The sequence below is a fragment of the Streptomyces sp. NRRL F-5126 genome (assembly GCF_000721265.1).
Lineage (GTDB): Bacteria > Actinomycetota > Actinomycetes > Streptomycetales > Streptomycetaceae > Streptomyces.
This window is the reverse complement of record NZ_JOFZ01000012.1, coordinates 411,860-427,572: the sequence shown is the minus strand read 5'-3', so window position 1 is coordinate 427,572 and position 15,713 is coordinate 411,860. Positions and strand designations below refer to the sequence as shown.

Annotated in this window: 15 protein-coding genes; 13 read left to right on the top strand and 2 right to left on the bottom strand. The window is 73.6% G+C overall.

Going from position 1 to position 15,713, the window contains the following annotated elements; translation table 11 throughout:
* The first annotated feature begins 118 nt into the window (after nt 1-118).
* The 9 genes from IH48_RS0126705 (at nt 119) to IH48_RS33610 (ending at nt 10,242) form a co-directional block, all read left to right on the top strand.
* Nucleotides 119-1,168: an AfsA-related hotdog domain-containing protein gene (locus tag IH48_RS0126705; protein ID WP_051840609.1), complete on the top strand. Its 1,050-nt coding sequence runs from the start codon at nt 119-121 to the stop codon at nt 1,166-1,168.
* Nucleotides 1,165-2,196: a hypothetical protein gene (locus IH48_RS0126700; protein WP_037843276.1), complete on the top strand. Its 1,032-nt coding sequence runs from the start codon at nt 1,165-1,167 to the stop codon at nt 2,194-2,196. The genes IH48_RS0126705 and IH48_RS0126700 overlap by 4 nt, the downstream gene beginning before the upstream one ends.
* A gap of 71 nt (nt 2,197-2,267) precedes the next feature.
* Nucleotides 2,268-3,968 carry an FAD-dependent monooxygenase gene (locus tag IH48_RS0126695; RefSeq protein ID WP_051840607.1) on the top strand — a complete coding sequence of 567 codons (1,701 nt, stop codon included), beginning with the start codon at nt 2,268-2,270 and terminating at the stop codon, nt 3,966-3,968.
* Nucleotides 3,965-4,981, top strand: coding sequence for a beta-ketoacyl-ACP synthase III (locus IH48_RS0126690; RefSeq protein ID WP_030909811.1), 1,017 nt, complete (start codon nt 3,965-3,967; stop codon nt 4,979-4,981). Before IH48_RS0126695 ends, IH48_RS0126690 begins: the two co-directional genes overlap by 4 nt.
* 52 nt (nt 4,982-5,033) lie before the next feature.
* Nucleotides 5,034-5,297 carry an acyl carrier protein gene (locus IH48_RS0126685; protein ID WP_030909808.1) on the top strand — a complete coding sequence of 88 codons (264 nt, stop codon included), beginning with the start codon at nt 5,034-5,036 and terminating at the stop codon, nt 5,295-5,297.
* Nucleotides 5,298-5,302: 5 nt separating this feature from the next.
* The gene (locus IH48_RS0126680; protein WP_420705551.1) at nt 5,303-6,535 is read left to right on the top strand and encodes a beta-ketoacyl-[acyl-carrier-protein] synthase family protein; all 1,233 of its coding nucleotides are present in this window, start codon (nt 5,303-5,305) and stop codon (nt 6,533-6,535) included.
* 146 nt (nt 6,536-6,681) lie between these two features.
* A complete protein-coding gene (locus tag IH48_RS0126675) occupies nt 6,682-7,647 on the top strand; it encodes an aldo/keto reductase (RefSeq protein WP_030909804.1) in 966 nt (321 codons plus the stop codon).
* A 34-nt stretch (nt 7,648-7,681) separates the two neighbouring features.
* Entirely contained in the window at nt 7,682-9,409 is a 1,728-nt protein-coding gene (locus tag IH48_RS0126670; protein WP_051840606.1) for a 3-hydroxyacyl-CoA dehydrogenase family protein, read from the top strand.
* Nucleotides 9,410-9,477: 68 nt separating this feature from the next.
* Nucleotides 9,478-10,242, top strand: coding sequence for an HAD family hydrolase (locus IH48_RS33610; protein ID WP_051840604.1), 765 nt, complete (start codon nt 9,478-9,480; stop codon nt 10,240-10,242).
* Here the strand turns inward: IH48_RS33610 and IH48_RS0126660 are convergent.
* Nucleotides 10,202-11,131 carry a ScbA/BarX family gamma-butyrolactone biosynthesis protein gene (locus IH48_RS0126660; protein ID WP_051840602.1) on the bottom strand — a complete coding sequence of 310 codons (930 nt, stop codon included), beginning with the start codon at nt 11,129-11,131 and terminating at the stop codon, nt 10,202-10,204. The two genes, IH48_RS33610 and IH48_RS0126660, sit on opposite strands and share 41 nt — an antisense overlap.
* A gap of 118 nt (nt 11,132-11,249) precedes the next feature.
* Between IH48_RS0126660 and IH48_RS0126655 the strand changes: the two genes are divergently transcribed.
* On the top strand, nt 11,250-11,939 hold the full coding sequence (locus tag IH48_RS0126655; RefSeq protein ID WP_051840600.1) for a ScbR family autoregulator-binding transcription factor: 690 nt from the start codon (nt 11,250-11,252) through the stop codon (nt 11,937-11,939).
* Nucleotides 11,932-12,654 (top strand): hypothetical protein, encoded by a 723-nt coding sequence (locus tag IH48_RS0126650; RefSeq protein ID WP_030909789.1) that lies wholly within the window; start codon nt 11,932-11,934, stop codon nt 12,652-12,654. The genes IH48_RS0126655 and IH48_RS0126650 overlap by 8 nt, the downstream gene beginning before the upstream one ends.
* A gap of 54 nt (nt 12,655-12,708) precedes the next feature.
* On the opposite strand, the gene IH48_RS0126645 is transcribed toward IH48_RS0126650, so the two are convergent.
* Nucleotides 12,709-13,479: an SDR family NAD(P)-dependent oxidoreductase gene (locus IH48_RS0126645; protein ID WP_234434391.1), complete on the bottom strand. Its 771-nt coding sequence runs from the start codon at nt 13,477-13,479 to the stop codon at nt 12,709-12,711.
* Between the two features lie 235 nt (nt 13,480-13,714).
* On the opposite strand from IH48_RS0126645, the gene IH48_RS0126640 reads away from it, so the two are divergent.
* Both IH48_RS0126640 and IH48_RS0126635 read left to right on the top strand, forming a co-directional pair.
* Complete coding sequence (locus tag IH48_RS0126640; RefSeq protein ID WP_051840598.1) at nt 13,715-14,305, top strand: TetR/AcrR family transcriptional regulator; 591 nt, start codon at nt 13,715-13,717, stop codon at nt 14,303-14,305.
* 254 nt (nt 14,306-14,559) lie between these two features.
* Nucleotides 14,560-15,630 (top strand): transposase, encoded by a 1,071-nt coding sequence (locus IH48_RS0126635; RefSeq protein ID WP_051840596.1) that lies wholly within the window; start codon nt 14,560-14,562, stop codon nt 15,628-15,630.
* Nucleotides 15,631-15,713: the final 83 nt, after the last annotated feature.

Genomic DNA, 15,713 nt, shown 5'->3' with positions numbered 1-15,713 from the left:
TTGAGCCCGCTTTTAGTCCGCGATGTGCCACCCGCCCCGACAATGAAATCAAGCGAAAAGAGAAAGAGCTCCGCCCGGAATCCTTCTCCTTTTCGCGCCGTATCAGGAGGACGCAGAAATGACACGTGCCGAGAAGAAGACCTGCCTTCCGGGTGCCGCGAACCTCGAATTCATGCGCACCGTCGACCGTTCCCTGCTGCACCGCTGGGCGCTCTCCGAGGTTTTCCTCACGGACGCCCGCAAGACCGGGGACGAGGAGTTCCTCGCCGCCGCCCAGCTCCCGCCGCTGCACGCCTACTACACCGGGCACACCTCCCGGCTCGGCAGCCCCGACCCGATGCTGCTGCTCGAGTGCTGCCGGCAGGCCGAGACGTACGGCGGACACGAGTACGCGGGGGTCTCGCGCAGCAGCAAGTTCCTGCTGCGCAACTGGACGATGGAGCTGCCGGGCCTGCTGACCGTCCCGCGGCAGGAGCGGCCGGGCGAGCTGCGGATCGCGGTGCGCACCAGCAACCGACGCGGCTCCCCGGGCGACGTGCGCCGGCTGACGTTCGGCATCGACATGAAGCTCGCGCAGCGCTGCCTCGGCTTCGTGCGCATGGATGTCGGCTACATACCCGCCGAGGTCTACGACACCGTCAGGATGCAGGGCAGGAACCGCCCGTTGGTGTCCTTCCAGGACCTGCCCGTCCAGTCCTCGTCCGTCGACCCGCACCTGGTCGGCCGCAGCGACCCGGCGAACGTCGTCCTCGCCTCCGCCACCGTGGGCAGCGACAACGCCTCCGCGACCGTCCGCGTCCCGCTGGACAACCGCAGCATGTTCGACCACGGCCAGGACCACCTGCCCGGCATGGTCCTGATGGAGGCCGCGCGCCAGCTCTGCCTGCTCGGCGTGTCCGACCTCTGGGGCGCCTCCGCCAACCGCAGCACCGCCGCCGGCTTCGACTTCTCCTTCACGCGCTACGCCGAACTCGACGCTCCCCTCCGCGTGCACATCCGCAAGACGGAGCCGTACGCCCACGAGGACAACCTCAGCCTGATGCTGCCCGAACTGCGCACCTTCTACATCGACTTCGAGCAGGAGGGCGACATCATCGCCTCCGGGCGCATGCACACCACCACGGCGTCCACGGGCGTCCCGCTCCTCGACGGCGAGGAGTGCGCATGAGCACCGGCCGTATGTGGATCGCCGCCGCCGAGTGGCTGCCGTCCACCGCCGCGAAGACGGTGGACGCGCTGGCCGCCGGCCGGGTGACCGCCCAGGAGGCCGAGGCGATGGGCTACGAGCAACTGCCCGTCTCCCACGACCTGTCGGCCCCGCAGATGGCGGTGCGCGCCGCGCGCCGGGCGCTGGAGCGTGCCGGTGTGTCCGCCGGCGGCGTCGCCGCCGTGCTGCACGCCTGGACCTACTACCAGGGGCACGACTTCTGGTCGCCCGCCCACTACGTGGCCGCCGAGGCCGGCGCGCACGGGGCGGTGCCGACCGGGATACAGCAGATGTGCAACGGCGCGGGCGCCGCCTTGCGCCTCGCGCTGCACCAGCTCGCTGCCTCGCCCGCCGCGGGACCCGTGCTGATCACCACCGCCGACCGGTTCGCCAGGCCCGGATTCGACCGCTGGGGCGGCGACTACGGTGTCTGGTACGGCGACGGCGCCACCGCCGCCGTGGTCGGCACAGGGCATGCCCCCGAGGGCGCGCTGACTGTGCGCGCCCTGCACACCAGGGCGGTGCCCGTGCTGGAGAGCGCCCACCGCGATGCCGCCACGTTCCACGCGGCGCCGCACCTGGCGAGCGCGGCCGTGGACGTCCGCAGGACCAAGAAGGCGTACTTCGGCGTCCACGGCAAGGAACCCTTCCTCGACCGGCTCGGGCGGGAGACCACGGCGGCCCTGGCCGCCGCTCTCGCCGAGGCGGGCGCGGGCACACGGGAACCGCGCTGTGTGCTGCTGCCCCGCCTGGGCGCCGCGACCGCGCGCGACGTGTACGGGCCGGCCGTGGCACGTGCCACCGGCGCGCCCACGGCCGACCTGGGGGAGCGCACCGGGCACCTCGGCGCCGGCGACCTGCTGTCCAACCTGGCGGCCCTGGCCGCTCCCGGCGGCCCGCACGCGCTGGAACCGGGCGAACGCGCGGCGGTGCTCAGCGCCGGCGCCGGCTTCACCTGGAGCACGCTCGTGGTCCAGCGGCCCACGTGAACCGCCCTGCCCCGCACACCCGTCACCCCTTCCGCCTCCGGGCGGACCCCGATCGAACGAAAGGCAACGTCATGACCGATCCGCATCGCGAGGGCCCTCGTGAGCGGCGTCCCGTCCTCGTCGTGGGCGCCGGCCCCGTAGGCCTCGTAGCGGCCACGGAACTGCTCGCGCAGGGCGTCCCGGTACGGCTGGTCGACCACTCGGCCGCCGGGCCCGCCCAGCACTCGCGCGCCAGCGTCGTGTGGCCGCGCAGCCTGGAACTCCTCGGCCGCATCGGCGCGTCGGAGCCGCTGATCGAGCTGGGCAACCGGCTGGACGCCGTGCGCTACTACTCCGACAGGCGCCACATAGGCTCAGTCGAGATGAGCCGGCTCGCCGGCACCCCGTACCCCTTCGGCGTGGTCATCCCGCAGGACACCACCGAGGAGGTGATACGCGGCCGGCTGGCCGCGTACGGCGGCGAGATCGAGTTCGGCTCCCTCACCGGACTCGACATCTCGGGCCGGCGGCCAGTCGCCGACGTGCGGGGTGCCGACGGGACCACCGAGCGGATCGAGGCCGAGTACGTGATCGGCGCCGACGGGGCGCGCAGCGCGGTGCGCCGGTTCGCGGGGATCGAGTTCCTCGGCAGCGGCAACGACGTGCTGTTCGCCATCGGCGACGGCCCCGTGGCCGGTGACATGGACCCGCACGCCCTCGTCTACGGCTACTCGCGCTCCGGCGCCCTCGGCATCGCCCCGTTCGGGCACGGGCAGTTCCGACTCGCCATCAGCGTCCCGGACTGGCAGGGGGAACAGGGCCCGCCGCCCGAGCTGTTCCAGCGGTTCGTCGACGAGCGCTCCCCGCGCCCGGGGATCGTCGGCGGGCTCGAGTGGTCGACCATCTTCCGCGCCAGGCGCCGGGTGGCCGAGACCATGCGCGCGGGCCGGGTCTTCCTCGCGGGCGACGCCGCCCACGTGTTCAGCGCGGCCGGCGCCCAGGGCATGAACACGGGCATCCAGGACGCGGTCAACCTCGCCTGGAAGCTCGCCGGAGTGGCGAACGGCCTCTTCGAGCCCGGCATCCTCGACACCTACGACAGCGACCGCCATCTGGCCGCCGAGCGCATCGTGCTCACCACCGCGAAGCAGACCAGCTGGGGCCTGTTCAAGCGCCGCCACGAACTCGCCCTGCGCGACGCGGCCGTGCGCCTGGCACACCGAACCGGTGCGCTCCAGCGCTTCGGCGCCCCGCTGATGGCGCAGCACGACGTCAGCTACCGGCCCGCCGAGTCCCTGCGGGACACGCTGCCCGGGCTGACGCGCAAGGTGAGCGCCGGCGACCGGCTGCCGGTGTTCGCCGCGCACGGCGCGCCCCAGCCGGGCGCCGACCGCTGGCCCTGCGTCGACCCGGCGCGGCCGACGCTGCTGCTGTGGGCGGGCGACCGGCAGGACGCCGACTGGGTGGCGGCGCGGCAGGCAGCCGCCGCTGCCGTGCCGGACGGCGTGGAGGTGCGCGACATCTCGGCCTGGCCCGGGTTCTCCCCGCTGCTCGGCACGGAGCCGAAGGCCGTTCTGGTGCGGCCGGACGGGCACGTCGTGGCCCTCACCGCGCCGGAGCCCGCCGCGGTCCGCACGGCCCTGCGCCGGGCGCACACCACCTTCCGCCGGGCCGGGGTCGCGCGGGACGCTGCCGCAGGAGCGGCGGGGGCACCCCTCACCGCCGTCGCGACGCCGGCCGGCGGCGCGGGCGGAGCGCACCCCGCGCGCGAGGTCGAGGAGCTGGCGTCGTGAGCCGCGCCGCTGTCCTGTGCGGCCTCGGCGGCGCGCTTCCCGCGACGGCCGTCACCAACGACGATTTGGCCGCCGAACTCGACACCTCGGACCGGTGGATACGCACCCGCACCGGCATCGGCGTCCGCCATGTCGTCGCCCCGGGCGAGGCCACCTCCGACCTCGCCGTCCGTGCCGGGCAGGAGGCCCTCGCCTCGGCCCTGCGCGCGGGGGGCCAGGATGCCGCCGTCGACCTGGTGGTGCTGGCCACCAGTACCCCGGACCGGCCCTGCCCCGCCACCGCGCCGGACGTCGCCCACCGGCTCGGCCTGCCGGGCGTGCCCGCCTTCGACGTGGCGGCGGTGTGCACCGGATTCGTGTACGCCCTGGCCACGGCCTCCTCCATGATCACTGCCGGCGTCGCACAGCGCGCCCTGGTGATCGGCGCGGACACCTTCTCGACCATCCTCGATCCGGACGACCGCACCACCAGGGTCATCTTCGGCGACGGCGCGGGAGCCGTGGTGCTGCGAGCCGGCACGGCCGACGAGCCGGGCGCTCTGCTCGGCTTCGACCTGGGCAGCGACGGCTCGGGCGCCGACCTGATCACGGTGCGCGCCGGGGGTTCCCGGCAGCGATCGAGCACCGAACCACCGGGCGCGGGCGACCACTTCTTCACCATGGACGGCCGTCCCGTCTTCACCCGGGCCGTGCTGGACATGAGCAGGTCCTCGCAGGAGCTGCTCGACCGGATCGGCTGGAAGGCCGGCGAGCTCGACAAGGTCGTGGCACACCAGGCCAACATCCGCATCCTGCACGCCGTGGGCGGCCAGCTGGGCGTGGACGAGGACCGGATCGTCGCCAACCTCGACCGGGTGGGCAACACCGTGGCCGCCTCGATCCCGCTCGCCCTGCGCGACGCCGTCGCCGACGGCGGCCTGCGCCCCGGTCACCGGGTGCTGCTCACCGGCTTCGGCGGCGGGCTCACCTGGGGCTCGGCTGCGCTGGTCTGGCCCGACCTGGACCCCCGCTGACCACCGGCACACACCGAAACACACCATGCAGAACACACGAGAGGAAACCGTCATGAACACCCCCGTCATCGAGGTCCAGGAGTCCGTCAAGCACCGCGTGTCCGCCCTGATCTGCGAGAAGTTCGGCTTCGACGAGGCGGAGCTGCTCTCCGGCGTCACCTTCGACGAGCTGGAGATCGACTCCCTCATCCTCGTGGAGCTGAGCCTGATCCTGCGCAAGGAGATGGGCATCGTCCTGGCGGAGGGGGACCTGAAGTCCTCCTTCACCCTGGACGAGGCGGTCGCCGTGATCCGCGCGAAGGCGGAGCAGGCGTGAGCGGCGTGGCCAGGGGCCGCGGCGTCGCGGTCACCGGCATGGGCCTCGTCACCCCGGCCGGCATCGGAGTGGAGGAGAACTGGCGGCGCGTCCTGTCCGGCGTGTCCGCCGCCGCCACCGATCCCGACCTGAAGGGCGAGAAGGTCGACATCTCCTGCAGGGTCCCCGGCTTCGACCCGACGGCCGAGCTTGGCCGGCGCACCGCATGGCGGCTCGACCGCTTCGCCCAGCTCGCCGTGGTGGGCGCCCGGCAGGCGGTGGCCGACTCCGGACTCGACACCGATGCCTGGGACTGCACCCGCGTGGGCGTCGTCATCGGCAACTCCCTCGGCGGAGTGGCCACCCTGGAGAAGCAGTTGCGCACGTACTTCGAGGGGACCCCCGACGACGTGTCCGCGCTGATGATCCCCATGGGCATGGTGAACATGGTCGCCGGCTACGTCGCGATGGACCTGCGCATCCACGGCCCGAGCCTGGTCACGGCGACCGCGTGCGCGTCGGGGGCGTCCGCGATCGGCACAGCACGCGAATGGCTGCTGTCGGGCCTGTGCGACATCGTCCTGGCAGGCGGGGCCGAGTCGGCCATCAGCCCGGGCACACTCAACGGGCTCTCCCGCATGGGAGCGCTGTCGGGCCGTACGGACGACCCGGCGGCGGCGTCCCGACCGTTCGCCGCCGACCGGGACGGCTTCGTGGCCGGCGAGGGCGCGGCGCTCCTGGTGCTTGAGCGGTGCGAGGACGCCACCGCGCGCGGCGCCAGACGCTACGCGGACATCGCCGGGTTCTGCGCCACCTCCGACGCGCACCACGCCACCGCCCCGCATCCGCAGGGCGAGGGTCTTTCGCGGGCCCTGCAGGCCGCGCTGCGGGAGGCGGGCGTGTTCCCCGACGAAGTGGAGCACGTCAACGCGCACGGCACATCCACCCCGATGAACGACCTGACGGAGGCACGCGCCCTGCACGCGGTGCTCGGCGACCGCGCCGCGGTCACGTCCACCAAGGGCGTCACCGGCCACACGCTGGCCGCGGCCGGCGCGGTGGAGGCCGCCTACACGGCGCTGTCGCTGTACCACGGCGTCGTGCCGCCCACCGCCAATGTCGAGTCGGTGGACCCGTCGATCGACGTCGACATCGACGTGGTCACCGGGGCGCCGAGGCGCCGCCGGATGAACGTCGCGGCGAGCACCTCACTCGGGTTCGGCGGGCACAACGCCGCCCTGGTCCTCACCGCCGCCTGACGGGGCCGGGGCGCCCCCACGCCCCGGCGCCGGCCCCTCGGCCCGTCCCCGCACCCCCGTCCCCTCGTTATCAGGTCGCCGAGTGCCGCCTCCGGCCGCACACCGGCACGACCCCACCAACGATTGTTTGAACGAATGGAGTTCGCGTGATCGCGCGTCGCGTCGGCCCGACAGGCCTCGCCGTCCACCCCGTCGGCCTCGGCTGCATGGGAATGAGCTGGGGTTACGCCGAGTCCCGGCGCGACGACTCGGTCTCCGTCGAGGTGATCCGCCGGGCCCTGGACGCGGGCCCGATCCTGCTCGACACCGCCGACGCCTACGGCGCAGGCCACAACGAGACCCTGGTCGGCCGGGCCCTGGCCGGCCGGCGCGCCGACGCGGTGGTCGCCACCAAGACCGGGATCGTGGTGGACGACCTCGCCACCAGGACCCTGAGCCGCAACGCCTCGCCCGAGCGCATCCGCCGCTGCGCGGACGCCTCGCTGCGCCGTCTCGGCGTCGAGGCCATCGACCTCTACTACCTGCACCGCGTCGACCCGGACGTCCCGCTCGCCGAGTCCTGGGGCGCCCTCGCCGAGCTCGTACGGGCCGGCAAGGTGCGCCGCCTCGGACTCTCCGAGGTGACCCGCGAGCAGGCGAGCACCGCGCACGCCATCCACCCGGTGGCCGCGGTGCAGTCCGAACTGTCCCTGTGGACCAGGGAACCGCTCGACCCGGAGACGGGGATCTCCGGCTGGTGCGCCGCCCACGGCGCCTGCTTCGTGCCCTTCGCGCCGCTCGGCCGGGGCTTCCTCACCGGCCGCTACACCGGTCCCGGCGACTTCGAGGCGGGTGACTTCCGGGCCGGCAACCCGCGCTTCGCCGACGAGGCGTTCGCCGCGAACCTGCGCATCGTGCGGGCTGTCGAGCGGGTCGCCGCCCGGCACGGCGCCACCGCCGCCCAGGTCGTGCTGGCCTGGACCCTCGCCCAGGGCGACCACGTCATCCCGATCCCCGGCACCAAGCAGACCCGCTACCTCGCGGACAACCTGGCCGCCGGCGCCCTGCTCCTGACGGAGCGGGACCTCGGTGACCTCGACGCCGCCCCCGCTGCCACAGGCAGCCGCTACTGACCACGTTCGTCCCACGACAGGCAGGAGCTCCACCATGATCGACACTACCGAGCAGCGCGACGGCGCGACGGCGCAGGACCCCCGCACCGTGGCCGTCGTGGGCCTCGGCGGCCACGGCCTCGCCCTCGCCCGGCGGCTGGCCCGCGCGGGTCTCGACGTCATAGGCGTGGACCACGATCCGGCCGCCGTCGCCCGCGCCATGGAACCACGCGGGAGCGAACACCTCCGGGCGGTGGCCAGGTTCCCCGACGGCATATCCGGGGCCGACCTCGTCATCGAGGCGGTACCTGAACCCCCCGCGCTGAAACGCGTGGTGCTCGCGGAGGTGAACCGGCGCCGCACCCCCGGCACGCCGGTGCTCACCACGGCGCTCACCACCCCGCTCGCCGAACTCGCGGACGTCGCGGGGCCCGGCCTGTTCGCCCTGCGCTTCCTGAGCTCCGACAGCCTGGACGGCGCCGAGCTGGCCGCCGCCCCCGACGCCGCCCCCGCACAGGCCGAACGGGTCGCCGAGATCCTCGGCGAGGCCGGGATCGCGGTCCACCCCAGTGCCGACCGGCCCGGATCGTACGCTCCAGGACTCCTGCTCGGCCTGCTCAACCGGGCGGCGTGGATGGTCCACGACGGATACGCGAGCGCCCAGGACGTGGACGACGCCATGCGCCTGGGCTGCGGCTGGCACGAGGGGCCGCTCGCCGTGCTGGACGCGATGGGCCTCGACACCGCGCGTGACGTACTCTCCCGGCTCGCCGACGCGGGGGAGGGGCACGTGGCGCCGGCGCCCGTCCTCGACGAGCTGATCGCCCAGGGGGCGCTGGGCCGCAAGACGGGGCGGGGCTTCCACCGGCATGACGGGCGCACCGGCCCGCGCCCCACGGTGGCGCCGACCGCCGCTCCCGGGCGCAGGGTCGCGGTCGTCGGCTCGGGCGTGATGGCCACCGGCATCGCCGAGGCGTTCGTGCGCGGCGGCTTCGACACCACCCTGCTCGCCCGGACCGGGGAGAAGGCACGGGCGGCGGCCGAACGGGTGGAGGCCGCGCTGACCCGCGCGGACGACGGCCGGACGGGGGCGGCCTTCACCGCGACCACACGCCGCTCGGTACTCGGCGCTGTGGACATCGTCGTCGAGGCCGTGGTGGAGGACCTGGACGTCAAGCGGCGCCTGTTCGCCGAACTCGGCGAGGTCTGCGCGCCGCACACCCTGCTGGCGACCTCCACCTCCAGCCTGCCGGTGGCCGCCTGCACCGAGCCGGCCGGACGCCCGGGCGACGTGCTCGGCCTGCACTTCTTCAACCCCGCGCCGATGATGCGGCTGGTGGAACTGGTACCGGCCGGCGGCACCAGCGCACACACACTCGCCCGGGCACGCGCGGTGGCCCGGTACCTCGGCAAGCGTGCCGTGCAGTGCGGCGACCGGGCCGGGTTCATCGCCAACGCGCTGCTCTTCCCGTACCTCAATCAGGCCCTGGAACTGCTTGACGCGGGTGGTACCACGACCGCCGCGCTCGACGCGTCCGTGCGGTCCGTGGGCGAGCAGCCGCTCGGCCCCGTACGGCTGCTCGACATGGTCGGCGCCGACGTGGCGCTCGAGGTGATGCGGCGGCTGCACGCCGACCCCCGCTGCCGGGCCCCACGCCCCGCCGGCCTGCTGGAGCGCCTGGTGGCCGCCGGCCATCTGGGCCGCAAGACGCCCGGCAGGAACACCCGCACCTATCTGGCGGCGCACGCCGCCCTGCCGGCCCCGCTCCCCGCGGCCATCTGACCCCGGGCCCCGTCCCCATGCCACGTACCCCGCATGCCAAGTACCCCGCAAACGGAAGGCACGCGCCCATGCCCGTCCCGCCGGACCCGGATCACCCGAACCGCCCCGTGGACGTCGCGTTCTTCGACGTCGACGAGACCCTGATCACCGTCAAGAGCATGTTCCGCTTCCTGGAGTTCCACTACCGGGCGCGCGGACTGCCGCCGTCCGCCTACGGGCAGGCGGCGGGCACACTGCGCCGCAGGTCGGCGGAGGGCGTCTCGCGGCTGACGACCAACCGCGAGTACTACCGCCTGTTCGCCGGCCGGCCGCGGGACGAGCTGTTCTCGCACGGCCGGGCGTGGTTCGAGGCGGAGAGCGCCGCGGGCGGTCTCCTGCATCCGCCCGTGGTCAGCGCCCTGAGGCGGCACCAGGAGCAGGGGGCGCTGATCGTCCTCGTGTCCGGGTCGTTCCGCCCGTGCCTCGAACCGGTGGCCGGCGCGCTCGGCGCCGACGAGATCCTCTGCAGCGAGCCGGAGTACGCGGACGGGCTGTGCACCGGTGTGGTGCGAAGCCCGGTGATCGGCGTGCAGAAGGGCCGGCTGGCACGTGAGCTGATGCGGCAGCGCGCCGTGCCCCCCTCGCGCGCCGCCGCCTACGGGGACCACGCGTCCGATCTCGAACTCCTGCGTTCCGTGGGGCATCCCGTCGCCGTCGGCGACGACCTGGTGCTCGGGGCCCACGCCGCCCGTACGGGCGGCGGCACACTGCCGGGCACCCGCCGGACGGCGGGCCCCGGTCAGGCGGCCGGTGTCACGCGGCCGGCCGGCCCGCGACCGACACCAGCGCGGTGAAGCACAGCTCGTCGTTCTGATGCATCGTCACCAGCAGCCGTGCCCTGCCTGTCTGGTCGTCCGGCAGCACGTCGGCGTCCACCTGGCAGGGCGCGTCAAGCTCCACGTAGCGGTGGAACACGGTCTCCATCGCCTCGGCGGTCCCGGCCCTGGGGTGCCGTACGGTACGCGCGGCCTGCTTGGCCGCCTCCAGCAGGAGGATGCCGGGGACGTGGTCGCTCGGGTGGTCGAAGTACATCGGGTGGTGTGTGTCGACGCGCAGCAGCCAGCGGTCGCGCGCGTCGGTGGGGGAGAGCACCGCGTCGCGGAACTCCTCGCTCGCCCCGGAGACCGGGGGCGGCAGCGGGCGGCTGCGCGCCAGTTCCATCATCCGGCCGGCGTCGCCGTGCGCGCCGCGCAGCCGCTGGACGATCGCGGGCGTCTGGATGATGAACCGCGTGTAGGCGGTGGCCAGTTGCTCGCCGTCCCGCACGACGGTGATGTCCATGGAGAGGCCGCTGACCCGGCCGCGGCGGCGCACCACGTCGTGGCAGCGTATGTGCAGATCGGGCCGACCGCCGAGGCCGCCGTCGTGCAGGGCGGCGAGGTTCAGTGTGTAGCGGTACTGGTCCCACAGCAGCCGCTCGCCGAACGGCACGTCGTACCCGGCGTGTGCCAGCAGCGGGAAGCACTGCCGGATCGTCTCGGTGATCAGGACGGCGTCGTCCAGGCCGCCGTGCCGGTGTGCGGCGAGTTGGCTGGTGTCCGTCCAGTCGGCCGCGACGAGGAACTCGTCCTCGCCGAGGCACCGCAGGCCCGCGAGCAGCACCTGCCCGGCGTCGTGCTTGTGGACGAGGTCCCTCGCGACCCGGTTCGCTCTGGAAACGGCAGCCGTGACCGACTCGTTCATGGTGGTTCCCCCTGATTCGAAAGCGCTGGAAAAGCGCTGCCCCCACGCGGTGGTGGAGCCGCGCCATGTCCCGTAACATAGAGGACGTTCTTTTTTTTGTCGAGACCGGGGCGCAGCCATGGCACCAGAGAAGCAGGACCGCGTACTCAAGCAGGAACGCGCCATCCAGACCCGAGAGCAGCTCCTGAGGGCGGCGGCGGAGGTGTTCGACGAGTACGGCTACTCCGGCGCCGGGATCAACAAGATCCTCCAGCGCGCCGGCGTGACGGCGGGGGCGCTGTACTTCCATTTCAAGAGCAAGCAGAACCTGGCGGTGGAGGTGATGAACGCCCAGCGCACGGCCATCGAGCCGCACGTGCCGACCACCGGCCTCCAGCGGCTGGCGGACCTCACCCTCACCTGGTCGCACTCGCTCCAGGCTGATCCCTTGCTGCGCGCGGGCGTCCGGCTCACCGGCGAGCAGGCCAGCTTCGGGCTCCAGGACGCGACCCCGTACGCCGTCTGGGCGCGCAGCTTCGAGGAGTGCCTGGAGGCGGCCCGTGCCCAGGGCGAGCTGCGCGAGCACGTGAACCCCGGCGAGCTGGCCGAGTTCGTCGTCGGTGCGTGCACCGGCATGCAGGAGTACGCGCAGGTCGTCTCCAAGCGGGCCGACCTGCCCCGTCGCACGGTGAACATGTGGCGCCTGCTGCTTCCGGGCATCGCCACGGCCCCGGCCCTCGACCGCATCGAGATCAGCGAGGAGCGCGCGCTGTCCCTGTGGGCATCCGTGAGCGCGCCCGTCACCAAGGGGGAGACCGACCATGAATGACCGTCCCGTGAACGACCGTACGCGCACACTCCGGCTTGCCGCCGTCAACATCGACGGCGTGCTCCTGGAGGACACCTTCAGCCCGCTCATCCACCGCTTCGTGACGCGCCGCGGCGGCACGTACTCGGCGGACGTCGAGCGCAGTGTCTTCTCGCAGCGGCAGGTGGACGCGGGCCGCGCCCTCGCGGCCGCGGTGCCGCGGGAGATGACCGGCGAGGAAGCCCTCGCCGCCTACTTCGAGGAGCGCGCCGCCTACCTGGCGGACCGTCCGGTGGCCGTCACCGACGGCGCGGAGGCCCTGCTGCGCAGGCTGGGGGCGGCCGGGCTCGACGTCGTCTGCTACGGAGGCCTGGCGAAGAGCCACTTCGACGAGCACCTCGGCCGCTGGGCGTCGCTGTTCACGCCTCCCGGCTACATCTGCACCAACGACGTGCGCCCGGGGCTGCGCGAGATCACCGCGCACTTCGGCCTCCGCGACGGCCAGGTCCTCTTCATCGACGACGTGGCACGCGTCGCCGAGGCCGCCCGGGAACTCGGCGCCCCGTTCGTCGGCCACCCGAGCGCTTTCGCGCACAGCCACCAGGCCGGCCTCATGCGCCTGGCCGGCGTGCGCCACATCGTCCCTGACCTCGGCCACATCGACGGGGAACTGCTGCGCACCCTGGACGCGGAGGCGGCGGCCGGCACGTCCTGGCAGGCCCACGCGATGAGCTAGGCGCGGCGGGACGGGCGGTCGTGCGGGTGCTCCGCGCCCGCGCGGCCGCCCGCGTCAGACCGCCAGCGTCCCGCCCTCAACGGGCAGGGTCGCGCCCGTGACGAAGGACGACGCGTCGCTGCACAGCCACAGGGCCGCGCGGGCGATCTCCGCCGGGGCGGCGAAGCGCTTCTGGATGGCGCGTGCGAAGAACGTCTGCTCCACCCCCGGCATCTGCTCGACCACGGACTCCATCATCTCGGTGAGCGTGCTGCCGACGGCCAGGGCGTTGACGCGGATGTTGCGGTCTCCGTACGAGGCCGCAGCCGCCTTGGTCAGCCCGATCACGGCGTGTTTGGCGGCCACGTAGGGGGCGCCCACGCCGGTGGCGAGAAGACCCGCCACGCTCGCGGTGTTGACGATCGATCCGCGGCCGCCCGCGAGCATCGCACGTGCCTGGTGGCGCATGCAGTTCCACACCCCCCGCACGTTCACGTCCATGACGGTGTCGTAGTCGCCGTCCGGTATCTCGTGCGGGTCGCGGCCCGGGGTGGCCTGGCCGGCGTTGTTGAAGGCCGCGTCCAGCCGGCCGAAGCGGTCGAGTGCCGTGCCGACCACGTGCTCCATGTCCCGGCTGCGGCGTACGTCCCCTGTGACGTACGCCGCCCGGCCGCCGCCGGCCTCGATCTCCTCGGCCAGCGCGGCGAGTTGCTTCTGCCTGCGGGCCGTGAGCACCACGTGTGCGCCGTGTTGCGCGAACAGCCGTGCCGCCGCCGCGCCGATGCCCGACGAAGCACCGGTGATCATGACTACCCTGCCGTCCATGTCGCACGTCTGATCGATCATGAGGGGCAGTCAAGCAAAGGCGCGCACGGCCGTCAGCCGGATCGGGGTCCCTCTTACCGGCCAACCTGCCAAGAACGTTCCGAGCTGCCGCTTCTCCTGATCTCTTGGGCAACTCTTGACCTACTGTGAGGTCTGTTCCAGACGGCGTACCGGGCCGTCGCGTTCCGCTGCCCGCACCACGGGCCTGCCATGGAAGCCGCCCGGCGCGCGGGAGACGAGAGGGCGTGCGGGCCACGTGGCGAAGCAGGAGCGGGCGGAGCAGACCCGGCAGCGGCTCATCGAGGCCGCGGCCGCGGAGTTCGCCGAACACGGCTACGCCGGCACCTCGCTGCACCGGATCGTCGGCTCGGCCGGCGTCACCATGGGGGCGCTGACGTTCCACTTCTCCAGCAAGTCCGCTCTCGCGGACGCCGTCCAGAGGGCGGGCGCCGACGATACGCGTGCGGCACTCCACCGCGCGGAACGCACGCTCGGAGCCCAGGGTCTGCTCGACGAGGTCCGTGCGCTGGCCGACGGCCTGCGCACCCGCCACAGCATCCGGGCCGCCGCCCGCCTCGCCCGCGAGCGCCAGGCCACCGGCCCCGGCTGGTACGGCTCGTGGGCGCCAGGACTGCGAGAGGCGCTGGAGCGTGCGTGGCGCGAGGAGCGGCCGGAGGGCGGCCCCGTGCCGCCGATGGTCGGCGCCCTGCTCTGCCACGTCCTGCTCGGCCTGGAGAACGCCATCGCCGTCCCCGACGTCCTGCGCACCATCACCGGCGAGGAGCCCGAGGAGAGCCTCGCGCACGCCCTGTCGGCGGTGGAGGCGCTTCTCGCCCCGCGCGCATGACTGAACGTGACCTTCCGCGCACGCGAACGACACGTTCCGCCCGTGCGCGTCCGGCGTCCTGATGTCCTCGTGGAGATTTCCGCGCCGGGGCCCACCGCGGGCGCGCCGCTTCCCTCGCAGCTCAAGCACGATGGCGGCGGATCGGCCGGCGACCGGAGTGGACCCTTCCACCGATTCGCCCCCTGGCGCACTCCAAAAACATAGAGAATGTTCTCTATACTTCGTGGCGACGGTGAGAAGAGAGGAGCCCGCCCATGTACGCGGCCGAAGCCCACCCCCGCGCCCCCGGCGCGCCGGCCCCCGCCCCGGTGGCCCACCGCTTCTTCGCGCACCTCGCACGCGCCGACCAGCGGCTGTGGGCAGGCGTCTATGTGCAGGGCCTGCTGACCACGCAGGGAAAGAAGTCGCTGCGCCGCATGGCCGCCTCCGTCACGCCGTCGCCGACGGCGCCGCAGTCCCTCCAGCAGTTCGTCAACGACAGCGCCTGGCAGTGGCGCCCGGTCCGTTCCGAGCTCGTCCGCTGGCTCACCGAGCGGACTGCCGTACGGGCGTGGACGCTCGCCCCGCTCGTCGTCCCCAAGCGCGGCCGGCTCGCCGTAGGCGTCCACCGCCGCTTCGTGCCGGCCTCGGGACGCACCGTCAACTGCCAGCTCGCCATCGGCGCGTTCCTCTCCGGCGACAGCGGCGACCACTCCGTGGACTGGCAGCTGTACCTGCCGCCGCGCTGGACCGAGGACGAGCAACTGCGCCACAAGGCCCGCATCCCCGAGACCGCGACCCACGCCTCCGCGGCCGGACTCTGCCTCGCGCTCACCGACCGGCTTGCCAGGACGGCACCGCGCAGGCCGGTCGTCGTCCACACCGGCGGCCACGTCGACGCCGGCACCGTCATCGAGGGGCTCGACGCGCGCGGTCTCGACTGGATCGTGGACGTTCCCCGCGCCGCACCGCTGCCACCGCTGCCGCTCTCGTCCGCGCACCGGCGGCCCGGCACCGTGCACGTGCTGGAGCCCTCGTCCACGGGCCGCCCGGCCGTGTCACGCACGGCCGGCGCGCAACCCGGCCGCCGTGCACGCGCCGGTCACGTCTGGCTGACCAGCCTGCCGCCGGCCCGGCACGCCCAGGCCCGCGCGCTCATCGGTTCTGCCGGTGCCGCGCCGGCCGGCGCCGCCGAAGCCGAACTCGGCCTGCACGACTTCGCCGGCCGGTCCTACCCCGGCTGGCACCGCCACGCCACGCTCGTCTCCGTCGCCGCCGCCTACCGCGGCTTGGGATACGACCGGTGCCCCGGGCCGTACCCGGGCGCCGCGTCTGACGGCGCCTGACGGCACACGGCACCACACGCACTTGCACAGCACGCACAGCACCACACCGCGCCTGCCCACCGCAGGACCGGTGCCGACCCGTT

Bases quoted from the DNA above. Each gene is read 5' to 3' on its own strand.
- IH48_RS0126705 (WP_051840609.1), top strand. From the start codon at position 119: ATGACACGTGCCGAGAAGAAGACCTGCCTTCCGGGTGCCGCGAACCTC.
- IH48_RS0126700 (WP_037843276.1), top strand. From the start codon at position 1,165: ATGAGCACCGGCCGTATGTGGATCGCCGCCGCCGAGTGGCTGCCGTCC.
- IH48_RS0126695 (WP_051840607.1), top strand. From the start codon at position 2,268: ATGACCGATCCGCATCGCGAGGGCCCTCGTGAGCGGCGTCCCGTCCTC.
- IH48_RS0126685 (WP_030909808.1), top strand. From the start codon at position 5,034: ATGAACACCCCCGTCATCGAGGTCCAGGAGTCCGTCAAGCACCGCGTG.
- IH48_RS0126670 (WP_051840606.1), top strand. From the start codon at position 7,682: ATGATCGACACTACCGAGCAGCGCGACGGCGCGACGGCGCAGGACCCC.
- IH48_RS33610 (WP_051840604.1), top strand. From the start codon at position 9,478: ATGCCCGTCCCGCCGGACCCGGATCACCCGAACCGCCCCGTGGACGTC.
- IH48_RS0126660 (WP_051840602.1), bottom strand. From the start codon at position 11,131: ATGAACGAGTCGGTCACGGCTGCCGTTTCCAGAGCGAACCGGGTCGCG.
- IH48_RS0126655 (WP_051840600.1), top strand. From the start codon at position 11,250: ATGGCACCAGAGAAGCAGGACCGCGTACTCAAGCAGGAACGCGCCATC.
- IH48_RS0126650 (WP_030909789.1), top strand. From the start codon at position 11,932: ATGAATGACCGTCCCGTGAACGACCGTACGCGCACACTCCGGCTTGCC.
- IH48_RS0126645 (WP_234434391.1), bottom strand. From the start codon at position 13,479: ATGATCGATCAGACGTGCGACATGGACGGCAGGGTAGTCATGATCACC.
- IH48_RS0126635 (WP_051840596.1), top strand. From the start codon at position 14,560: ATGTACGCGGCCGAAGCCCACCCCCGCGCCCCCGGCGCGCCGGCCCCC.